At 71.1% G+C, this 16,258-nt stretch carries 13 protein-coding genes; 8 read left to right on the forward strand and 5 right to left on the reverse strand.

Going from position 1 to position 16,258, the window contains the following annotated elements; translation table 11 throughout:
• Positions 1 to 43: 43 nt before the first annotated feature.
• Positions 44 to 1,006, reverse strand: coding sequence for an oxygenase MpaB family protein (locus ACH4KB_RS32130; RefSeq protein WP_398069631.1), 963 nt, complete (start codon positions 1,004 to 1,006; stop codon positions 44 to 46).
• Positions 1,007 to 1,209: 203 nt separating this feature from the next.
• On the opposite strand from ACH4KB_RS32130, the gene ACH4KB_RS32135 reads away from it, so the two are divergent.
• The 3 genes from ACH4KB_RS32135 (at position 1,210) to ACH4KB_RS32145 (ending at position 3,381) form a co-directional block, all read left to right on the forward strand.
• Entirely contained in the window at positions 1,210 to 1,809 is a 600-nt protein-coding gene (locus ACH4KB_RS32135; protein WP_398069633.1) for a TetR/AcrR family transcriptional regulator, read from the forward strand.
• A 113-nt stretch (positions 1,810 to 1,922) separates the two neighbouring features.
• Entirely contained in the window at positions 1,923 to 3,269 is a 1,347-nt protein-coding gene (locus ACH4KB_RS32140; RefSeq protein WP_398069635.1) for an OFA family MFS transporter, read from the forward strand.
• Positions 3,238 to 3,381 carry a hypothetical protein gene (locus ACH4KB_RS32145; RefSeq protein WP_398069637.1) on the forward strand — a complete coding sequence of 48 codons (144 nt, stop codon included), beginning with the start codon at positions 3,238 to 3,240 and terminating at the stop codon, positions 3,379 to 3,381. The genes ACH4KB_RS32140 and ACH4KB_RS32145 overlap by 32 nt, the downstream gene beginning before the upstream one ends.
• Positions 3,382 to 3,398: 17 nt before the next feature.
• On the opposite strand, the gene ACH4KB_RS32150 is transcribed toward ACH4KB_RS32145, so the two are convergent.
• The 4 genes from ACH4KB_RS32150 to chvE all read right to left on the reverse strand — a co-directional run bounded on the left by ACH4KB_RS32150 (position 3,399) and on the right by chvE (position 9,462).
• Positions 3,399 to 5,369, reverse strand: a complete 1,971-nt coding sequence (locus ACH4KB_RS32150; protein ID WP_398069639.1) for an acyl-CoA dehydrogenase family protein — start codon at positions 5,367 to 5,369, stop codon at positions 3,399 to 3,401.
• A 115-nt stretch (positions 5,370 to 5,484) separates the two neighbouring features.
• Positions 5,485 to 6,726, reverse strand: a complete 1,242-nt coding sequence (gene mmsB, locus ACH4KB_RS32155) for a multiple monosaccharide ABC transporter permease (protein WP_398069641.1) — start codon at positions 6,724 to 6,726, stop codon at positions 5,485 to 5,487.
• Positions 6,716 to 8,356 carry a multiple monosaccharide ABC transporter ATP-binding protein gene (mmsA, locus tag ACH4KB_RS32160; protein WP_398069643.1) on the reverse strand — a complete coding sequence of 547 codons (1,641 nt, stop codon included), beginning with the start codon at positions 8,354 to 8,356 and terminating at the stop codon, positions 6,716 to 6,718. The genes mmsB and mmsA overlap by 11 nt, the downstream gene beginning before the upstream one ends.
• Positions 8,353 to 9,462 carry a multiple monosaccharide ABC transporter substrate-binding protein gene (chvE, locus tag ACH4KB_RS32165; RefSeq protein ID WP_398069645.1) on the reverse strand — a complete coding sequence of 370 codons (1,110 nt, stop codon included), beginning with the start codon at positions 9,460 to 9,462 and terminating at the stop codon, positions 8,353 to 8,355. The genes mmsA and chvE overlap by 4 nt, the downstream gene beginning before the upstream one ends.
• Positions 9,463 to 9,733: 271 nt before the next feature.
• Between chvE and ACH4KB_RS32170 the strand changes: the two genes are divergently transcribed.
• The 5 genes from ACH4KB_RS32170 (at position 9,734) to ACH4KB_RS32190 (ending at position 16,252) form a co-directional block, all read left to right on the forward strand.
• Entirely contained in the window at positions 9,734 to 10,780 is a 1,047-nt protein-coding gene (locus ACH4KB_RS32170) for a LacI family DNA-binding transcriptional regulator (protein WP_398069647.1), read from the forward strand.
• 282 nt (positions 10,781 to 11,062) lie between these two features.
• Positions 11,063 to 12,775 (forward strand): ribulokinase, encoded by a 1,713-nt coding sequence (gene araB / locus ACH4KB_RS32175; protein WP_398069649.1) that lies wholly within the window; start codon positions 11,063 to 11,065, stop codon positions 12,773 to 12,775.
• 112 nt (positions 12,776 to 12,887) lie between these two features.
• Positions 12,888 to 14,396, forward strand: coding sequence for an L-arabinose isomerase (araA, locus tag ACH4KB_RS32180; RefSeq protein ID WP_398069651.1), 1,509 nt, complete (start codon positions 12,888 to 12,890; stop codon positions 14,394 to 14,396).
• A 50-nt stretch (positions 14,397 to 14,446) separates the two neighbouring features.
• The gene (araD, locus tag ACH4KB_RS32185; RefSeq protein WP_398069653.1) at positions 14,447 to 15,160 is read left to right on the forward strand and encodes an L-ribulose-5-phosphate 4-epimerase AraD; all 714 of its coding nucleotides are present in this window, start codon (positions 14,447 to 14,449) and stop codon (positions 15,158 to 15,160) included.
• 339 nt (positions 15,161 to 15,499) lie between these two features.
• A complete protein-coding gene (locus tag ACH4KB_RS32190; protein ID WP_398069655.1) occupies positions 15,500 to 16,252 on the forward strand; it encodes a (5-formylfuran-3-yl)methyl phosphate synthase in 753 nt (250 codons plus the stop codon).
• Positions 16,253 to 16,258: the final 6 nt, after the last annotated feature.

The following is a 16,258-nucleotide window of genomic DNA, read 5'->3' on the forward strand; positions in this document are numbered from 1 at the left end:
CTCTCGCCCTCGTCGTCCACGCGCCGCCGAGGGCTGTCCCGGCTCACCCGGGGCGGTCGGCTTCCGGCGCATAGTGCTGGGGAAGGCCGCGCCGGTCCTCGGGCGGCAGGTTACGGGGCGGTGTCTCCACCGGGCCCGACGCCGGGCGGCCCCGTTCGCGGTCCCAGCCCGCCCGGGCGCGCGGGTGGAAGCGGCGGCGCTCGGGAACGCGTTGCCAGGCGTGGTGCACCAGCCGGCCCAGGAGGCTGAGCAGCCGTTCGTCGTGGGGTGTCCAGCGAAGTCCGAGCCGTTCACGCACGGCCTGCGGATACATGCCGACCGTGATCCACAGGGTCAGCCGGACGATCGGGACGCGGGCGAGGGCCCACAGCGGGGACGGCAGCAGCCGCAGGAGGGGCGGCTTGGCGATGCGGCGCATGTTCAGCACGTCTCGTGTGGGCCGATTGTCCTCCAGGACGTCGGCGCACATGTGGTCCCAGTACCGTTGGAACTCCTCCCAGGTGCGGGGGACGGGCTTCATCGACAGGCCGTACAGCGCGTACCAGCGGACGTGCTCGTCGAAGAGTGTGTGCCGCTGCGCTTCGGTGAGGCCGCCGCCGAACCGCTCGGCCACCTGCACGGTCAGCATGAAGAACGTGGCGTGCGCCCAGTAGAACGTGCCGGGGTTGAGCGCGTGGTAGGGCCGGCCGCGCTCGTCCACCCCGCTGATCGAGGCGTGGTAGCCGCGCACCTCACGGGCTGTCCGGACGGCGAGCGGGCCGTCGTAGACCACTCCCCCGATGGGGTACAGCGAGCGGAAGAGGCGCTCCCAGCGCTCCTCGAAGAAGCGCGAGTGCTCGGCGACGCCCGCGCCCAGCTCGGGGTGCATGTTCTGCATCGATCCGGCCCAGGGGGCCAGGAGGAGGCCTCTCCAGTCGCCGAACCAGCGCCAGGTGAGGGTGTCGGGGCCGAGAGGCTCGGCAGGTCTCGGGGCGGTGGGGTCCGGCCCGTGGGCTGACGGTGTCACGTGTACCTCCGCTGAGGGATTCCGGTGCGGGGCCGCGCTGTTCGGGACGCCGCACGTGGCGCAGTTCATGGCGCTGCTCGTGACGGTGCGATGTGGGTTCGTCCTGGCAGTTGCACCGAGGGCAATCTGAGGACATCTGTCGTCAGGTTAAAATGTGCGGACACCTGTCGTCAATTGTTCGACGAGTAACGGAGGCAGTGAAGTTGGCGGAGCGGAGCTGGGGCGGGACCACGCTCGCCGATCGTCGTGCCGCCCGCCGGCAGGTCCTGCTGGATGCCGCCGAGCGCCTGGCGGGCGAGGAGGGATGCGCGGCCGTCACGGTCCGATCCGTCTGCAGGGAGGCCCGCCTGACGGACCGCTACTTCTACGAGAGCTTCACCGGCCGCGACGATCTGCTCCTCGCCGCCTTCGAGCGGGTCGCCGATGAGGCCAGGGGCGCCCTGGAGGACGCCGTGGCGCTCAGCGACCCGCAGCGCGACATCCGGGCCAGGGCCGTGGTGTCCGCCTTCGTCGCCCTCGTCCTGGACGCGCCGCACAAAGGCCGCCTGCTGCTTCTGGAGCCCTTCGCCGACCCGGCTCTCGGGGCCCACAGCCACCGGCTCATGCCCGTGTTCACCGACCTCGTCGGTGGCCAGCTCACCGGGACCGGCGACGACATCGACCGCCGCATGGCCGCGCACGCCCTGGTCGGCGGCCTGGCGAACCTCTTCGCCGGGTGGCTGCACGGCACGCTCGACGTGCCGCGCGAGCGACTGGAGTCGCACTGCGTGGAACTGGTGCTCGCGGCGACCTCGCGGGAGTAGCCGCCCCTCCCCGCGAGCGGCGGGGAACACCGCACCGCCACGCGAGCCGAACACGGCGAAGATGTGTCAACGACCTTCTCAGAAGGTTTCCCGCTCACTACGGTGAGGGACCCATGAGTCCCCCCATCGCCCCCGTGGGCTGGAGTCGCTGGCTGGTGCCGCCCGCCGCCCTCTCGATCCACCTCTCCATCGGCCAGGCCTACGCCTGGTCCGTGTTCAAGCCGCCGCTGGAGGACGCGCTCGGCCTGAGCGGCACGCAGAGCGCGCTGCCCTTCCAGCTCGGCATCGTCATGCTCGGGCTCTCCGCCGCCTTCGGCGGCACGCTCGTCGAGCGCCGCGGGCCTCGCTGGGCCATGACCGTCGCCCTCGTCTGCTTCTCCTCCGGGTTCCTGCTCTCCGCGCTCGGCGCCGCGACCGGCCAGTTCTGGCTGATCGTCCTCGGGTACGGCTTCGTCGGAGGCATCGGGCTCGGCATCGGCTACATCTCGCCCGTGTCGACGCTCATCAAGTGGTTCCCCGACCGTCCGGGCATGGCCACCGGCATCGCCATCATGGGGTTCGGCGGCGGCGCGCTGATCGCCTCGCCCTGGTCGGCGCAGATGCTGGAGTCCTTCGGCGGCGACAACTCCGGCATCGCGCTCGCCTTCCTCGTCCACGGACTGGTCTATGCCGTCTTCATGCTGCTCGGCGTGGCGCTGGTACGGGTCCCGCGCCCGCGCGTCGAGGAACGGACGAGCGGGCGTCCCCCGACGCCGGACGGGCCGCAGGTGTCGGCGCGCCAGGCGCTGCGCACTCCGCAGTTCTGGCTGCTGTGGGTCGTGCTCTGCATGAACGTCACCGCGGGCATCGGCATCCTGGAGAAGGCCGCTCCGATGATCACGGACTTCTTCGCGGACACCTCCACTCCCGTGTCGGTGACAGCCGCCGCCGGGTTCGTCGCCCTGCTGTCCGCGGCCAACATGGCCGGCCGTATCGGCTGGTCCTCCGCCTCCGACCTGATCGGGCGGAAGAACATCTACCGCGTCTATCTCGGCGCGGGCACGCTCATGTACGCGCTGATCGCGGTGGTGGGAAGCTCCTCCAAGCCCCTGTTCGTCCTGTGCGCGCTGGTCATCCTCTCCTTCTACGGCGGCGGCTTCGCCACGATTCCCGCCTACCTCAAAGATCTTTTCGGGACCTATCAGGTCGGCGCGATCCATGGACGTCTGCTCACCGCCTGGTCCACCGCAGGTGTCCTCGGGCCACTGATCGTGAACTGGATCGCCGACCGCCAGGAGGAGGCGGGGAAGCACGGCGCAGATCTGTACGGGACGTCCCTCTTCATCATGATGGCTCTGCTCGCCGTCGGCTTCGTGGCCAATGAACTGGTCCGCCCCGTGCACCCGTCCCACCACCTCGACACCGCGTCGGCGGAGAAGGGAGCGCCCCGTGAACGACGACAGCGGGCAGAGTCCGCCTGAGGTGAGGGACCGGCGGCCCCTGATCGTCCTCACCTGGCTGTGGGTGGGCGCTCCGCTCGCCTACGGGCTGTACGAACTGGTGCGCAAGGCAGCGCAGTTGTTCACCGGCTGACCCCGGGGCGCCCCGGGTCACCCCACCAGGTCCGGGGCGCGCAGCAGCTCGGCCGGGATGCCCCAGGCCTCGACGAGGCCACCCGCCAGGGGCCGGACCTTGCGGCAGAGGTCGTTCACCTCACGGGTGATCGCCTTGGAACGCTGGACGGTCAGCCGGCCGTGCTCCATGAACCACGCCCGGTCCGCCTCGATCGTCGACAGGGCGAACAGGTCGCACAGCAGGCCCAGCGCGACCTTGTTGCCGCTCTCGGGCAGCGCGCGCACCTTGTCGACGAACGCCTCCAGCACCAGCCGCTCCACGTGTGCGCGGGCGACGGCGATGACGTGGTCCTGCACCTGTGAGAAGACGGTGCCGGGGTCGCGCTTCTGGTCGATGCCTCGCTTGAGCCTGCGGGCCGCCCCGGCGAGCATGTGCTCCTCGCGGTAGCGGACCATGGCGAGCTGGTACTCCGAGTCGAGCAGTCCCGCCTCCTGGTCCCACTCGTCTCCCCCGGGCAGCAGGTCGCGCACCCGTTCGAGCAGTTTGTGGGCTGACGTCTTCTCGATGACCGTCTCGACGGCGAGGCTGGTGACGTAGCGGACCATGCCGAGCTGGTCCAGGTCCTCGAACTCGCTCGCGTGGTCGGTGAGCAGGCCCTTGGCGACGAGTTGCAGCAGAACGTGGTTGTCGCCCTCGAAGGTGGTGAAGACGTCGCTGTCGCCCTTCAGGGCGGCGAACCGGTTCACGCTGAGATAGCCGGCGCCACCGCAGGCCTCGCGGCACTCCTGGATCACCCGTGTGGCGTGCCAGGTGCCGAGCGCCTTGGTCCCCGCGGCCCGTGACTCCAGCCGGCGCCGCGCACCCGGGTCGTCCTCGATGCCGGAGAAGACCTCGTGCAGCTGTGTGCGGACGACGTCCTGCGCGAAGTGCAGCGCGTAGGTACGCGCGATGAGCGGCAGCAGGCGACGCTGGTGCAGTCCGTAGTCGAGGAGCAGTTGCTCCTCCCCACGGGATTCCCGGGAGCCGGCCGAGAACTGTCTGCGCCGCAACGCGTACTTCGTGGCGATCGCGAGGGCGACCTTGGCGGTGGAGACTCCCGCGCCGCCGACGCTGACCCGGCCCTGCACCAGGGTGCCGAGCATGGTGAAGAAGCGGCGGTCGGGGTTGTCGATCGCGCTCCGGTAGACGCCTTCCGGGGTGACGTCGGCGAAGCGGTTGAGCAGCGCTTCCCGGGGCACCCGCACACCGTCGAACCGGATGCGCCCGTTGTCCACGCCGTTGAGGCCCATCTTTCGGCCGTCGTCCTCGATGCGGACTCCGGGCGCCACCTCGCCGCCGGTCCGGATGGGCACGACGAACGCGTGCACGCCCTCGGCGGTCCCGCCCACCTCCAGCTGGGCGAAGACGACGGCCAGTTCGCCGTGGCGGGCCGCGTTGCCGATGTAATCCTTGCGCCCCTGGTCGCCCTCGGTGGTGATGACGAACTCCCGGCCGTCGACGTCGTACCGTGCGACGGTGCCGAGCGCCTGCACGTTGGAGCCGTGTCCGGTCTCGGTCATCGCGAAGCAGCCCATCAGCTTCCCGGTGATCAGGTCGGGCAGGTAGGCGTCGTGGTGGCGTTCGGTGCCCAGGTGCAGGATCGCTCCCCCGAAGAGACCGAACTGCACGCCGACCTTCACCAGGACCGACAGGTCGCCGAAGGCGAGCGTCTCGAACGCGGCGACGGAGGCCCCGACGTCGCCGCCGCCGCCGTACCTCTTCGGGAACCCCATGCCGGTCTGGCCCGTGGCCGCCATCTCGACGACACGTTCGCGCACCCGCTCGCGGAAGGCGTCGATGTCGAGCTCGTCGGCCTCGTCGAGAACCGGGGCGTGCGTCACCAGGTTGGCCCGGACCAGGTCGCGGACCTCGGCGTACTCGCCGTCGAGCACCTCGGTCAGCGCCCGGACGTCGAGTTCCGGCCGCACGTATCCGCCGGGAGCGGTGGCTGCTTCGTCAGTGGTCATACCGCTTCGCTACCCGGCCCGAGGACGATCAAGCGGGTCGGTCGGCGTATGGCCCACCGATGCCCCGGGGGCCCCTGACGGCCCCGCTCGGGCCGGGCGAGGCGGCCGCGGGGGCTCAGGAGCCCGCCCTGCGCTTGTTCCAGACGTCGAAGCCGACCGCGGCGAGGAGCGCCAGGCCCTTGATGACCTGCTGCCAGTCGGTGCCGATGCCGACCAGGTTCATCCCGTTGTTGAGCACGCCGAGGACCAGGCCGCCGATGACGGCGCCGAGCACCGTTCCGACGCCGCCGCTCATCGAGGCTCCTCCGATGAAGGCCGCGGCGATGGCCTCCAGCTCGAAGTTGATGCCCGCCTTGGGCGAGGCCGCGTTGAAGCGCGCCGCGAACACCAGCCCGGCCAGGGCAGCCAGCATCCCCATGTTCAGGAAGACCGCGAAGGTCACCTTGCGGTCCTTGACGCCCGACAGCTTGGCCGCGGGGAGGTTGCCGCCGATGGCGTAGACGTGCCGCCCCACCACCACGTTGCGCATCACATAGCCGAAGCAGACCAGCAGAACGGCGAGGACCAGCAGGACGACGGGGGCGCCCTTGTAGCTGGCGAGCAGGAGTGTGGTGGCTGTGATGGCCGCGACCAGGGCCACGAGTTTCAGGACGAACAGGTTCTTCGGCAGGGGTGCCAGGTCGAATTCCGCCTGCCGGCTCCGGTTGCGGATCTCCTGGTTGACCACCAGGGCGATCACGCCGAGACCGAGCAGGAGGGTCAGGTTGTGGTAGTTGGTGACGGGGCCGACCTCCGGCAGGAAGCCGTTCGCCACCTTCTGCAGCCCTTCGGGGAAGGGGCCCAGGGTCTGCCCCCGCAGGAAGATCTCGGTCAGTCCCCGGAACAGCAGCATGCCGGCCAGGGTGACGATGAACGACGGTATGCCGACGTATGCGATGAAGAAGCCCTGGACCGCCCCCGCGGCCGCGCCGATGAGCAGGGTCACCACCACGGCGAGCGGCCAGGAGAGGTGGTGTTCCACCATCAGCACCGCCGCGACCGCGCCGACCAGGGCCGTCAGTGATCCCACGGAGAGGTCGATGTGGCCGGAGATGATGACGATCATCATGCCGATGGCGAGAATGAGGATGTAACTGTTCTGCAGGACGAGGTTGGAGACGTTGCGCGGCAGGAGCAGGTCGCCACCCGTCCATATCTGGAAGAGCAGCACGATGAGTCCCAGCGCGAACAGCATCCCGTACTGCCGGCTGTTGCGCCGGACGCTGTCCACCAGCAGGCGCCCCACCGCCGGCGGGGCGGCCCGTCGCTGCCCGCCGTCGGTGGCGGCCGGAGGGGTCGGGCCGAGGTCAGTGCTCATCGGGGAGTCCTTCGTGGGGTGCGGGGTGCCGGGGCGCGGGGACGGCGGTGTCGTGCGTCATGTAGCGCATGAGCAGTTCCTGGTCGGCTTCGGCGCGGGAGCTCTCGCCGGTGACCCGGCCGGCGGCCATGGTGTAGACGCGGTCGCACATGCCCAGGAGTTCGGGCAGTTCGGACGAGATCATCAGGACCGCTCTGCCTTCGGCGGCGAGCCGGTCGATCACCGTGTAGATCTCGTACTTGGCGCCGACGTCGACGCCTCGGGTCGGTTCGTCCAGGATGAGGACCTCGGGTCCCGCGAGGATCCACTTGGCCAGGACGACCTTCTGCTGGTTGCCGCCGGACAGCCGCCCCACCTGTTCCTGGAGATGGCGGGTCCGGATGTTCATGGTGCGGCGGAAGCCCTCGGCGAGGACGCGTTCCCGGTGGCTGTCGACCACCCCGCGCCGGGCCAGCCGGGGCAGCGAGGCGAGGGAGATGTTCCTGCTGACGGAGTCCTGGAGGTTCAGGCCGTAGTGCTTGCGGTCCTCCGTCACATAGGCGATGCCCGCCTCGACGGCCTCCGGCACGGTACGGGTCCGGGCCTCGGCCCCGTCGCGGAGCACCGTTCCGGAGAGGTATCTGCCGTACGAACGGCCGAAGACGCTCATGGCGAGTTCGGTGCGGCCCGCGCCCATCAGCCCGGCGATGCCCACGATCTCGCCGCGCTCCACCCGTAGCGACACCCCGTCGACCACCTTCCGCTGGTGGTCGACGGGGTGGCCCACGGTCCAGTCGCGGATCTCCAGGGCCGGTGCGGGAGCGGGCGGCCCCGTGCGGGGGGTTCGGCCGGGGAACCGGTTGTCGAGGCTGCGGCCCACCATGGAGCGGATGATGCGCTCCTCCGTGGTCTCCGGAGCGGCGAGGTCGAGGGTCTCCACAGTGCGGCCGTCGCGGAGGACGGTGACGGAGTCGGCGACCCTCGCGATCTCGTTGAGCTTGTGCGAGATGATGATCGAGGTGATGCCCTGACTCTTCAACTCACGTATCAAATCCAGCAGTTGACTGCTGTCCTCGTCATTCAGCGCGGCGGTCGGCTCGTCGAGGATCAACAGTCCGACGTCCTTGGCCAGCGCCTTGGCGATCTCGACGAGCTGCTGCTTGCTCACGCCGAGGTCGGCGACCCTCGTCTGCGGATGCTCGTCCAGCCCGACCCTGCGCAGGAGTTCGGCGGCCCGGCGCAGCGTCTTCGGCCAGGCGATGACGCCGCGCCGGGCGGACTCGTGGCCCAGGAAGATGTTCTCGGCGATCGAGAGCTGGGGCACCAGGGCCAGTTCCTGATGGATGATCACGATGCCGCGCCGCTCGCTGGCGCGAATGTCGCGGAACCGGCACTCCTCGCCCTCGTAGCGGATCTCGCCCGCGTAACTGCCGTGCGGATGGACGCCGGAGAGGACCTTCATCAGCGTGGACTTGCCCGCCCCGTTCTCACCGCACAGCGCGTGGACCTCGCCGCGTCCGACGCGCAGGTTCACCTCGCTCAGCGCCTTCACGCCGGGGAACGTCTTGCTGATGGACCGCATGTCGAGCACGAGGTCGTCGACCGCGCCCTCTCCCGGTGCTCCGCCGGGCGCCGGGGCCTCCGTCGTCACCGCAGGTCCTCGGCCTTCAGGTAGCCGGACTCCACCAGCACGGCGCGGTAGTTGCTCTTGTCCACACTGACGGGCGGCAGCAGGTGGGCCGGGACGACCTTCTCGCCGTTGTCGTACGTCGTGGTGTCGTTGGTCTCGGGCTTCTTCCCGTCCAGGACCGCTCCGACCATGTCGGATGCCACCTGGGCGAGTGCGCGGGTGTCCTTGTAGACCGTCTGGGTCTGCTCGCCCGCGATGATCGACTTCACCGACGCGGCCTCCGCGTCCTGCCCGGTGACCACCGGCAGGGGCTTGGCGGCGCTGCCGTAGTCGTCGGACTTGAGGGCCGACAGGATGCCGATGGAGATGCCGTCGTACGGCGAGAGAACCGCGTCGACCCGTGCGGCGGAGTACGAGGAGGTGAGGAGGTCGTCCATCCGCTTCTGGGCGGTGCCGCCGTCCCAGCGCAGCGTGGTGACCTGGTTGAGGCGGGTCTGCCCGGAGCGGACGACGAGGCGCTTGTCGTCGATGTAGGGCTTGAGCACCTTCATGGCGCCGTTGAAGAAGTACTTGGTGTTGTTGTCGTCGTTCGACCCCGCGAACAGCTCGATGTTGAAGGGGCCCTTGTCCGACTGCTCCTTCAGGGCGAGCTTGTCGACGATGTAGTCCGCCTGGAGCTCCCCGACCTTCTCGTTGTCGAAGGAGGCGTAGTAGTCGACGTGGGGGGAACCGAGGATCAGCCGGTCGTAGGAGATGACGGGGATGTCGGCGTCGGCGGCCTGCTGGAGGACGTTGGAGAGGGCCTCTCCGTTGATCGCGGCGATGACGAGAGCGTCCACCCCCTGGGTGATCATGTTCTCGATCTGGGAGACCTGCTGGTCGGGGTCGTCCTCGCCGTACTGGAGGGTGGTGCGGAAGCCGGCCTCCTTGAGGCTCGTCGTCATGTTCCGGCCGTCTGCTATCCAGCGCTCGGACGACTTGGTGGGCATCGCGATGCCGATGGTCCTGGCACCCTCGCCGGACTTCTCGCGGCTTCCGCCCTCGCTGTTCTGACCGCAGGCGGACAGCAGCAGGGCACAGGCGGCCGTGGCGGCGAGGATCGATGGAGCGGCTCGTCGATTCGTCATGATTGTTACCTGGCATTCCCGTCGTTGGAGTGGCGTCGGGGCGGCGCCGGGACAGCGTGAGGGCAGCTTCGGGGCGACGGCAGGCGGGCGCTCCTCCGCCACGGCGCGGGCGCCGTCGACAGGGGAGCAGCCCACCGGACACTGGATTGTTAGCGCTCACACATGTCGGGGGCAAGAGGCGTTAAGCTGTTTCTCGAATTCGAGGTGGGCCCGTCGCCCTCGCGGAGCGTCCCGCGGCCGGGCCGCGGCCGTCGTCCGGAGGAAGCAAGGCATGACCCGCCCCATGGAGGCCCTCCGCCCACCGACGATGGCGGACGTCGCCCGGGAGGCGGGGGTCTCGCACCAGACCGTCTCCCGCGTGCTCAGCGGCCACCCCAACGTCCGGGCCACCACCCGGGAGCAGGTGACGGCCGCGATCGAGCGGCTCGGCTACCGCCGCAACTCCGCGGCCCGCGCGCTGGTCACCCGGCGTTCGCGGACGCTCGGCGTGATCGCGGTGGACCCGACGCTCTACGGTCCGGCGAGCACGTTGGCGGGTCTCCAGGAGGCCGCCCGCGACGAGGGCTACCTGGTCTCGACCGTCACCCTGCGCAGCGGCGGCGGCCACGCCCTGGAGGACGCGCTCGACCACCTGGCGGCCTGGGGTGTCGAGGGTGCCGTCGCCATCACCCCCCAGCGTTCCAGCGTGCGCGCGCTGGCGCGGCTCACGCCGCCCTTTCCCGTCGTCACGGTGGAGGGAAGCCACGGGCTCGACATCCCCGGCGTCTCCCTCGACCAGGAGCTGGGCGCCCGCCTCGTCACCGAGCACCTCCTCGCCACCGGCCACGAGACCGTCTGGCACGTGGCCGGCCCCGAGGACTGGCTGGAGAGCGCCGCGCGCACCGAGGGCTGGCGCGCCGTCCTGGAGGAGCACGGGATCCGCCCGCCCCGCGTGCTGCGGGGCGACTGGAGCCCCCTGTCCGGCTACCACGCGGGGCAGGAACTGGCGGGGCTGACCCTGGCCCGGCGCGGCTCGACCCCGGTGACGGCGGCCTTCGTCGCCAATGACCAGATGGCGCTGGGGGTCCTGCGCGCGCTCCGGGAGGCGGGCATCCGCACCCCGCGGCAGGTGGCCGTCGCGGGCTTCGACGACATCCCCGAGGCGGGGTTCTTCCCTCCCCCGCTGACCACCGTGCGCCAGGACTTCACCGCCATCGGCCGCAGGAGCATCCAGTTGCTGCTGGAGCACATCGAGGGCACCGCCGCCGGCGTGGAGCACATCGTGGTGGAGCCGCAGCTGATCGTCCGGGCGAGCACCCGGTCGCAGGACGACGCCTGAGCCGCCCCGACGACGGCACCCGGCGGCAGGACGACGTCCGCGCCGGCACCGCCCCGGGACGCGACCCCTGGCCGGCACCCGGCGGACCCAGCCCCTGCACGGTGTCCGGGCGGGCCCGTCGGCGGCGCCCGGCCGGACGGCCGGAGGCCGGGCAGCACACCGGGGGCGAGGCGCCCCGCGGCGCGCGAGAGGCCCGCCCTCTTGCCCAAACCGATTGTTAGCGCTAACAATCAGGGGCGGTGACGCTCCCCGCACCCACTCCCGCAGCAGAGAGTCTCGCTCGTGACCCCTCAGCCCGATCCCCCCGGCAGCCCACTCGGCCACGCCCCCGGCGCCTGCACCGTCGGAGTCGACTTCGGCACGCTCTCCGCACGTGCCGTCGTGGTCCGTGTCCGCGACGGCGCGGAACTGGGATCCGCCGTGCACACCTACCGCAACGGCGTCATCGACCGGAGCCTGCCGGGCTCGGACGCCCCGTTGCCCCCGGACTGGGCCCTCCAGGACCCGCGTGACTGGCGGGAGGCGCTCCGCACCGCCGTGCCGGACGCGCTCGCGGCGGCCGGTGTCGACCCCGCCCGGGTCATCGCCATCGGTACCGCCTTCACCTCCTGCACGGTGCTGCCGACGACGGCGGACGGCGTCCCGCTGGCCGAGCAGCCGGCCTGGGCGGACCACCCCCACGCGTGGCCGAAGCTCTGGAAGCACCACGCCGCCCAGGACCAGGCCGACCGCATCAACGCCCTGGCGCACCAGCGCCGCGAGCCCTGGATCGGACGGTACGGCGGCCGGATCTCCGCGGAGTGGCAGTACGCGAAGGCGCTCCAGGTGCTGGAGGAGGATCCGCGGGTGTACGCCGCCTGCGCCCGCTGGATCGAGGCGGCCGACTGGATCGTCTGGCAGCTGACCGGCGCCGAGTCGCGCAACTCCTGCACCGCGGGCTACAAGGGCATCCACCAGGACGGCGCCTACCCCTCGCCCGCGTATCTCGCCGGACTCCACCCGGACTTCGCGGACTTCCCCGTCACCCGCCTCGAACACCCGCTGCTCCCCCTCGGTTCCCGCGCCGGCACGCTGACTCCCGGAGCGGCGGCCCTCACGGGACTCAGACCGGGCACACCGGTCGCGGTGGGCAACGTCGACGCCCACGTCACGGCGCCCGCCGCCGGGGCGGTGGAGAACGGCCACCTGCTCGCCATCATGGGCACCTCCACCTGTCACGTCGTCAACAGCGAGGACCTGGCCGACGTCCCTGGAATCTGCGGGGTGGTCGACGGAGGCATCGTCGCGGGCGCGTACGGCTACGAGGCGGGGCAGAGCGGGGTGGGCGACATCTTCGCCTGGTGGCTGCGCCAGGGCGTCCCCGACGACTACCGCGCCGCCGCCGAAGCCGCCGGCGAGGATCTGCACGAGCACCTGACCCGGCTCAGCGACCGGCAGCCGGTCGGAGGCCACGGCCTGATCGCACTGGACTGGATGAACGGCAACCGCTCCACGCTCGTCGACCACCACCTCTCCGGAGTCCTCGTCGGTCTCACGCTCGACACCCGCCCCGAGGACGTCTACCGCGCCCTGCTGGAGGCGACCGCCTTCGGCACCCGGGTCATCGTCGAGGCACTGGAGGAACACGGGGTGCCCGTGGAGGAGTTCATCGCGGCGGGCGGGCTCAAGAAGAACCCGCTGCTCATGCGGATCTACGCCGACGTCCTGCGCCGCCCCGTGTCGCTCGCCGTCTCCGACCAGGGCCCCGCACTCGGTTCCGCCATCCACGCGGCGGTGGCGGCCGGCGCCTACCCGGACGTCCGCGCGGCCGCCGCCCGGATGGGAAGCGTCGAGCGGAACGCGTATCTCCCCGACCCGGACAACGCCGATGTCTACGACCTTCTCTTCGCCGAATACCGCGCGTTGCACGACCACTTCGGCTCCGGCTCCGACCTCTTGCTGCACCGGCTGCGCAGGCTCCGCAACCGGGTCAGGGCCGCCCGGCCGGAGCACTGACCCCGTCGCACCCCCCACGTCCCCGGACGTGGAGGGCGCACCGAGCACCGAGCACCGCACCCCGCACCCGCACCCGCACCCGCACCCGCACCCGACAAAGGAGCACCCCGTCATGCCCCTCGCCCCCACCGACAGCGAAGTGTGGTTCCTGACGGGCAGCCAGTCGCTCTACGGCGAGGACACCCTCGCCCAGGTGGCCGCCCAGTCCCGGCACATATGCGAGCTGATCGGCGCCGATGCCGGGCCCGCCGCACGGATCGTGTGGAAGCCCGTGCTGACGGAGGCGGACGCGATCCGCCGGATGTGCCTGGACGCCGAGGCGGACGACCGCTGCATCGGCCTCATCGCCTGGATGCACACCTTCTCCCCCGCCAAGATGTGGATCAGCGGCCTCGGTTCGCTGCGGAAACCCCTCCTTCACCTCCACACCCAGGCGAACCGGGGGCTCCCCTGGTCCACGATCGACATGGACTTCATGAACCTGAACCAAGCGGCCCACGGGGACCGCGAGTTCGGCCACATCCAGTCCCGCCTCGGTGTCGCCCGCAAGACCGTGGCGGGGCACGTCTCCTCGCCCGACGTGGCCGACCGCATCGCCGCCTGGACACGTGCCGCCGTCGGTCGGGCCGAGTTCGCGCGGCTGCGCCTCGCCCGCTTCGGGGACAACATGCGGGACGTCGCGGTCACCGAAGGGGACAAGGTCGAGGCCCAGTTCAGGTTCGGCACCTCCGTCAACACCTACGGCGTCAACGAGTTGGTGGAAGCCGTGGACGCCGTGGAGAACAGCGCCGTCCTGGCCCTCACCCGGGAGTACGCGGACCGCTACACGCTCGCTCCCGAGCTGCGCCCCGGCAAAGAACGCCACGAGTCCCTGCGGTACGCGGCCCGCATCGAGGCCGGACTGCGCGGTTTCCTCACCGCAGGGGGCTTCGGCGCCTTCACCACCAACTTCGAAGACCTGGGCGGGCTCCGGCAGCTGCCCGGTCTCGCGGTACAGCGCCTGATGGCCGACGGATACGGATTCGGAGGCGAGGGCGACTGGAAGACCTCGGCTCTGCTGCGCGCCACGAAGGCCATGGCGCACGGGCTGCCGGGGGGCACCTCATTCATGGAGGACTACACCTACGACCTCGCTCCGGACAGCGGCCTCATCCTGGGGGCCCACATGCTGGAGGTATGCCCGTCCCTCACCACCGCGACGCCCTCCTGCGAAGTCCACCCGCTGAGCATCGGCGGCCGTGAGGACCCGGTCCGCCTGGTGTTCGACGCTGCCCCGGGCCCCGGTGTCGTCGTCGGGCTGGCCGACATGGGATCCCGCTTCCGGCTGGTCGCCAACCGGATCGACGTCGTGGGCCCGCCCGAACCGCTGCCGCTGCTGCCCGTGGCCCGCGCGGTCTGGCGCCCGGAGCCCGACCTGCGTACCTCCACCGAGGCGTGGCTGACCGCCGGCGCTCCGCACCACACGGTCCTCACCACGGCCCTGGGCCGCGAGGAGTTCGAGGACCTGGCCGACATGCTCGCCCTGGAGCTCGCCTTCATCGACTCGGACACCACCGTACGCCGGTTCGCTCAGGAGCTCCGCTGGAACCAGGCCTACCACCGGCTGGCCGACGCCCTGTGAACGGTCCCGCCCGAGCGACCGCTCCCCCACATCAGCCAGGAGGCCCCTCCATGTCCCGCTCCGCCTTCGCGTCACTGCGCGGCGAGGTCCTCTCCGCCAACCTGCGCATCCCCCTGTCGGGCCTGGCCACCCTGACCTGGGGCAACGTGAGCGGGGTGGACCGGGAGGCCGGTGTGTTCGTCATCAAGCCCTCGGGGGTGCCCTACGACCGGCTCCGCGAGGACCATCTCGTCGTCGTCTCACTGGAGGACGGCCGGGTGGTCGAGGGGGACCTGCGCCCCTCGACGGACACCGAGACGCACCGGAGCCTGTACCGGGCCTTCCCATCGACGGGCGGGATCACCCACACCCACTCCCCGCACGCCGTGGCCTTCGCGCAGGCCCGCCGCCCGATCCCGGTGCTCGGCACCACGCACGCGGACACCTTCGACGGCCCGGTGCCGGTCACCGAGCCGCTCAGCGCCGAACAGTGCGCGGTCGACTACGAGTTCAACACCGGACAGGTCATCGTGGAGCTGCTCGAAGGCGACGACGAGCGCGCCCAAACCGTGCCCGCCGCACTCGTGGCCCACCACGGCCCCTTCACCTGGGGAGCGGACGCCCATGCGTCACTGGAGCACGCCGTCATCTGCGAGGCCGTCGCGGAGATGGCGCTGCACACGCTCTCCCTGGGGGCCGTGCGGCCGCCCCAGCACCTGTTGGACCGTCATTTCACCCGCAAGCACGGCGCGGGGGCCTACTACGGCAACCCCGGAAGCGTGTGAGCCTCGCGCAGGGGCCGCACGCACGGAAGCTCCAGGATCGGTTCGTGAACGGGCGTCACCCTACAGAGGAGGAGCCCGCGACAGATCGGGGCGGGTCGCCGGTTCGCGGGTGCCCGCCCCCCTCCGGGACGCGCTCCCGGCGAGCCCGGTCAAGGGGGAACAGAAGGCGAACGGCGCGCCGCGGGGGGCGTGAGCGCGTCGGATCAGTGCCCCCTTCGCCATCCCGCGCGCCCTGCCGGGTGCCGTGCGGCGCCGCGAGGATGAGCCGACCGCACCAGATCCCCGCTGCTCCGCGCTCCCGCCGTCCGGCGGGTGAACACGCGGTGGAAGGAATCCACGTTGCTGCTTCTCATCTCCCCGGACGGCGTCCAGGAAGCTCTCGCGTGTGCGAAGGCGGCGGAACACCTCGACATCGTCGATGTCAAGAAGCCCGACGAGGGGTCACTCGGCGCGAACTTCCCCTGGGTCATCAGGGAGATCCGCGGAGTGGTCCCCGCGGACAAGCCGGTGTCCGCCACCGTCGGAGACGTGCCGTACAAGCCCGGCACGGTGGCCCAGGCGGCGCTCGGCGCGGCTGTCTCCGGAGCCACCTACATCAAGGTCGGCCTCTACGGATGCACGACGCCCGACCAGGCCATCGACGTCATGCGGGGGGTCGTCCGGGCCGTGAAGGACTTCCGGCCCGACGCGTTCGTCGTCGCCTCGGGCTACGCGGACGCCCACCGGATCGGCTGCGTCAACCCGCTCGCGCTGCCCGACATCGCCCGCCGCTCAGGAGCCGACGCGGCCATGCTGGACACCGCGATCAAGGACGGGACCCGGCTGTTCGACCACGTGCCGCCCGAGGCCTGCGCGGAGTTCGTGCGGCTGGCCCACGGGGCCGGTCTGCTCGCCGCCCTGGCGGGCAGCGTCAAGGCGGCGGACCTCGCCACGCTGACCCGTATCGGAACGGACATCGTGGGCGTGCGCGGGGCGGTCTGCGAAGGGGGCGACCGCGACACCGGCAGGATCCAGCCGCGGCTGGTGGCCGCCTTCCGGGCGGAGATGGACCGGCACGCCCGGGAGTTCGCGGCCACCCCGGCCGCGAGCTGACCGCCG

Source organism: Streptomyces sp. NPDC017520, from assembly GCF_044329855.1.
Lineage (GTDB): Bacteria > Actinomycetota > Actinomycetes > Streptomycetales > Streptomycetaceae > Streptomyces.

What these genes read in the sequence shown, in the direction of transcription:
- ACH4KB_RS32140 (WP_398069635.1), top strand. Translation starts at nt 1,923, where the DNA reads ATGAGTCCCCCCATCGCCCCCGTGGGCTGGAGTCGCTGGCTGGTGCCG.
- mmsB (WP_398069641.1), bottom strand. Translation starts at nt 6,726, where the DNA reads ATGAGCACTGACCTCGGCCCGACCCCTCCGGCCGCCACCGACGGCGGG.
- araA (WP_398069651.1), top strand. Translation starts at nt 12,888, where the DNA reads ATGCCCCTCGCCCCCACCGACAGCGAAGTGTGGTTCCTGACGGGCAGC.
- ACH4KB_RS32170 (WP_398069647.1), top strand. Translation starts at nt 9,734, where the DNA reads ATGACCCGCCCCATGGAGGCCCTCCGCCCACCGACGATGGCGGACGTC.
- chvE (WP_398069645.1), bottom strand. Translation starts at nt 9,462, where the DNA reads ATGACGAATCGACGAGCCGCTCCATCGATCCTCGCCGCCACGGCCGCC.
- araD (WP_398069653.1), top strand. Translation starts at nt 14,447, where the DNA reads ATGTCCCGCTCCGCCTTCGCGTCACTGCGCGGCGAGGTCCTCTCCGCC.
- ACH4KB_RS32150 (WP_398069639.1), bottom strand. Translation starts at nt 5,369, where the DNA reads ATGACCACTGACGAAGCAGCCACCGCTCCCGGCGGATACGTGCGGCCG.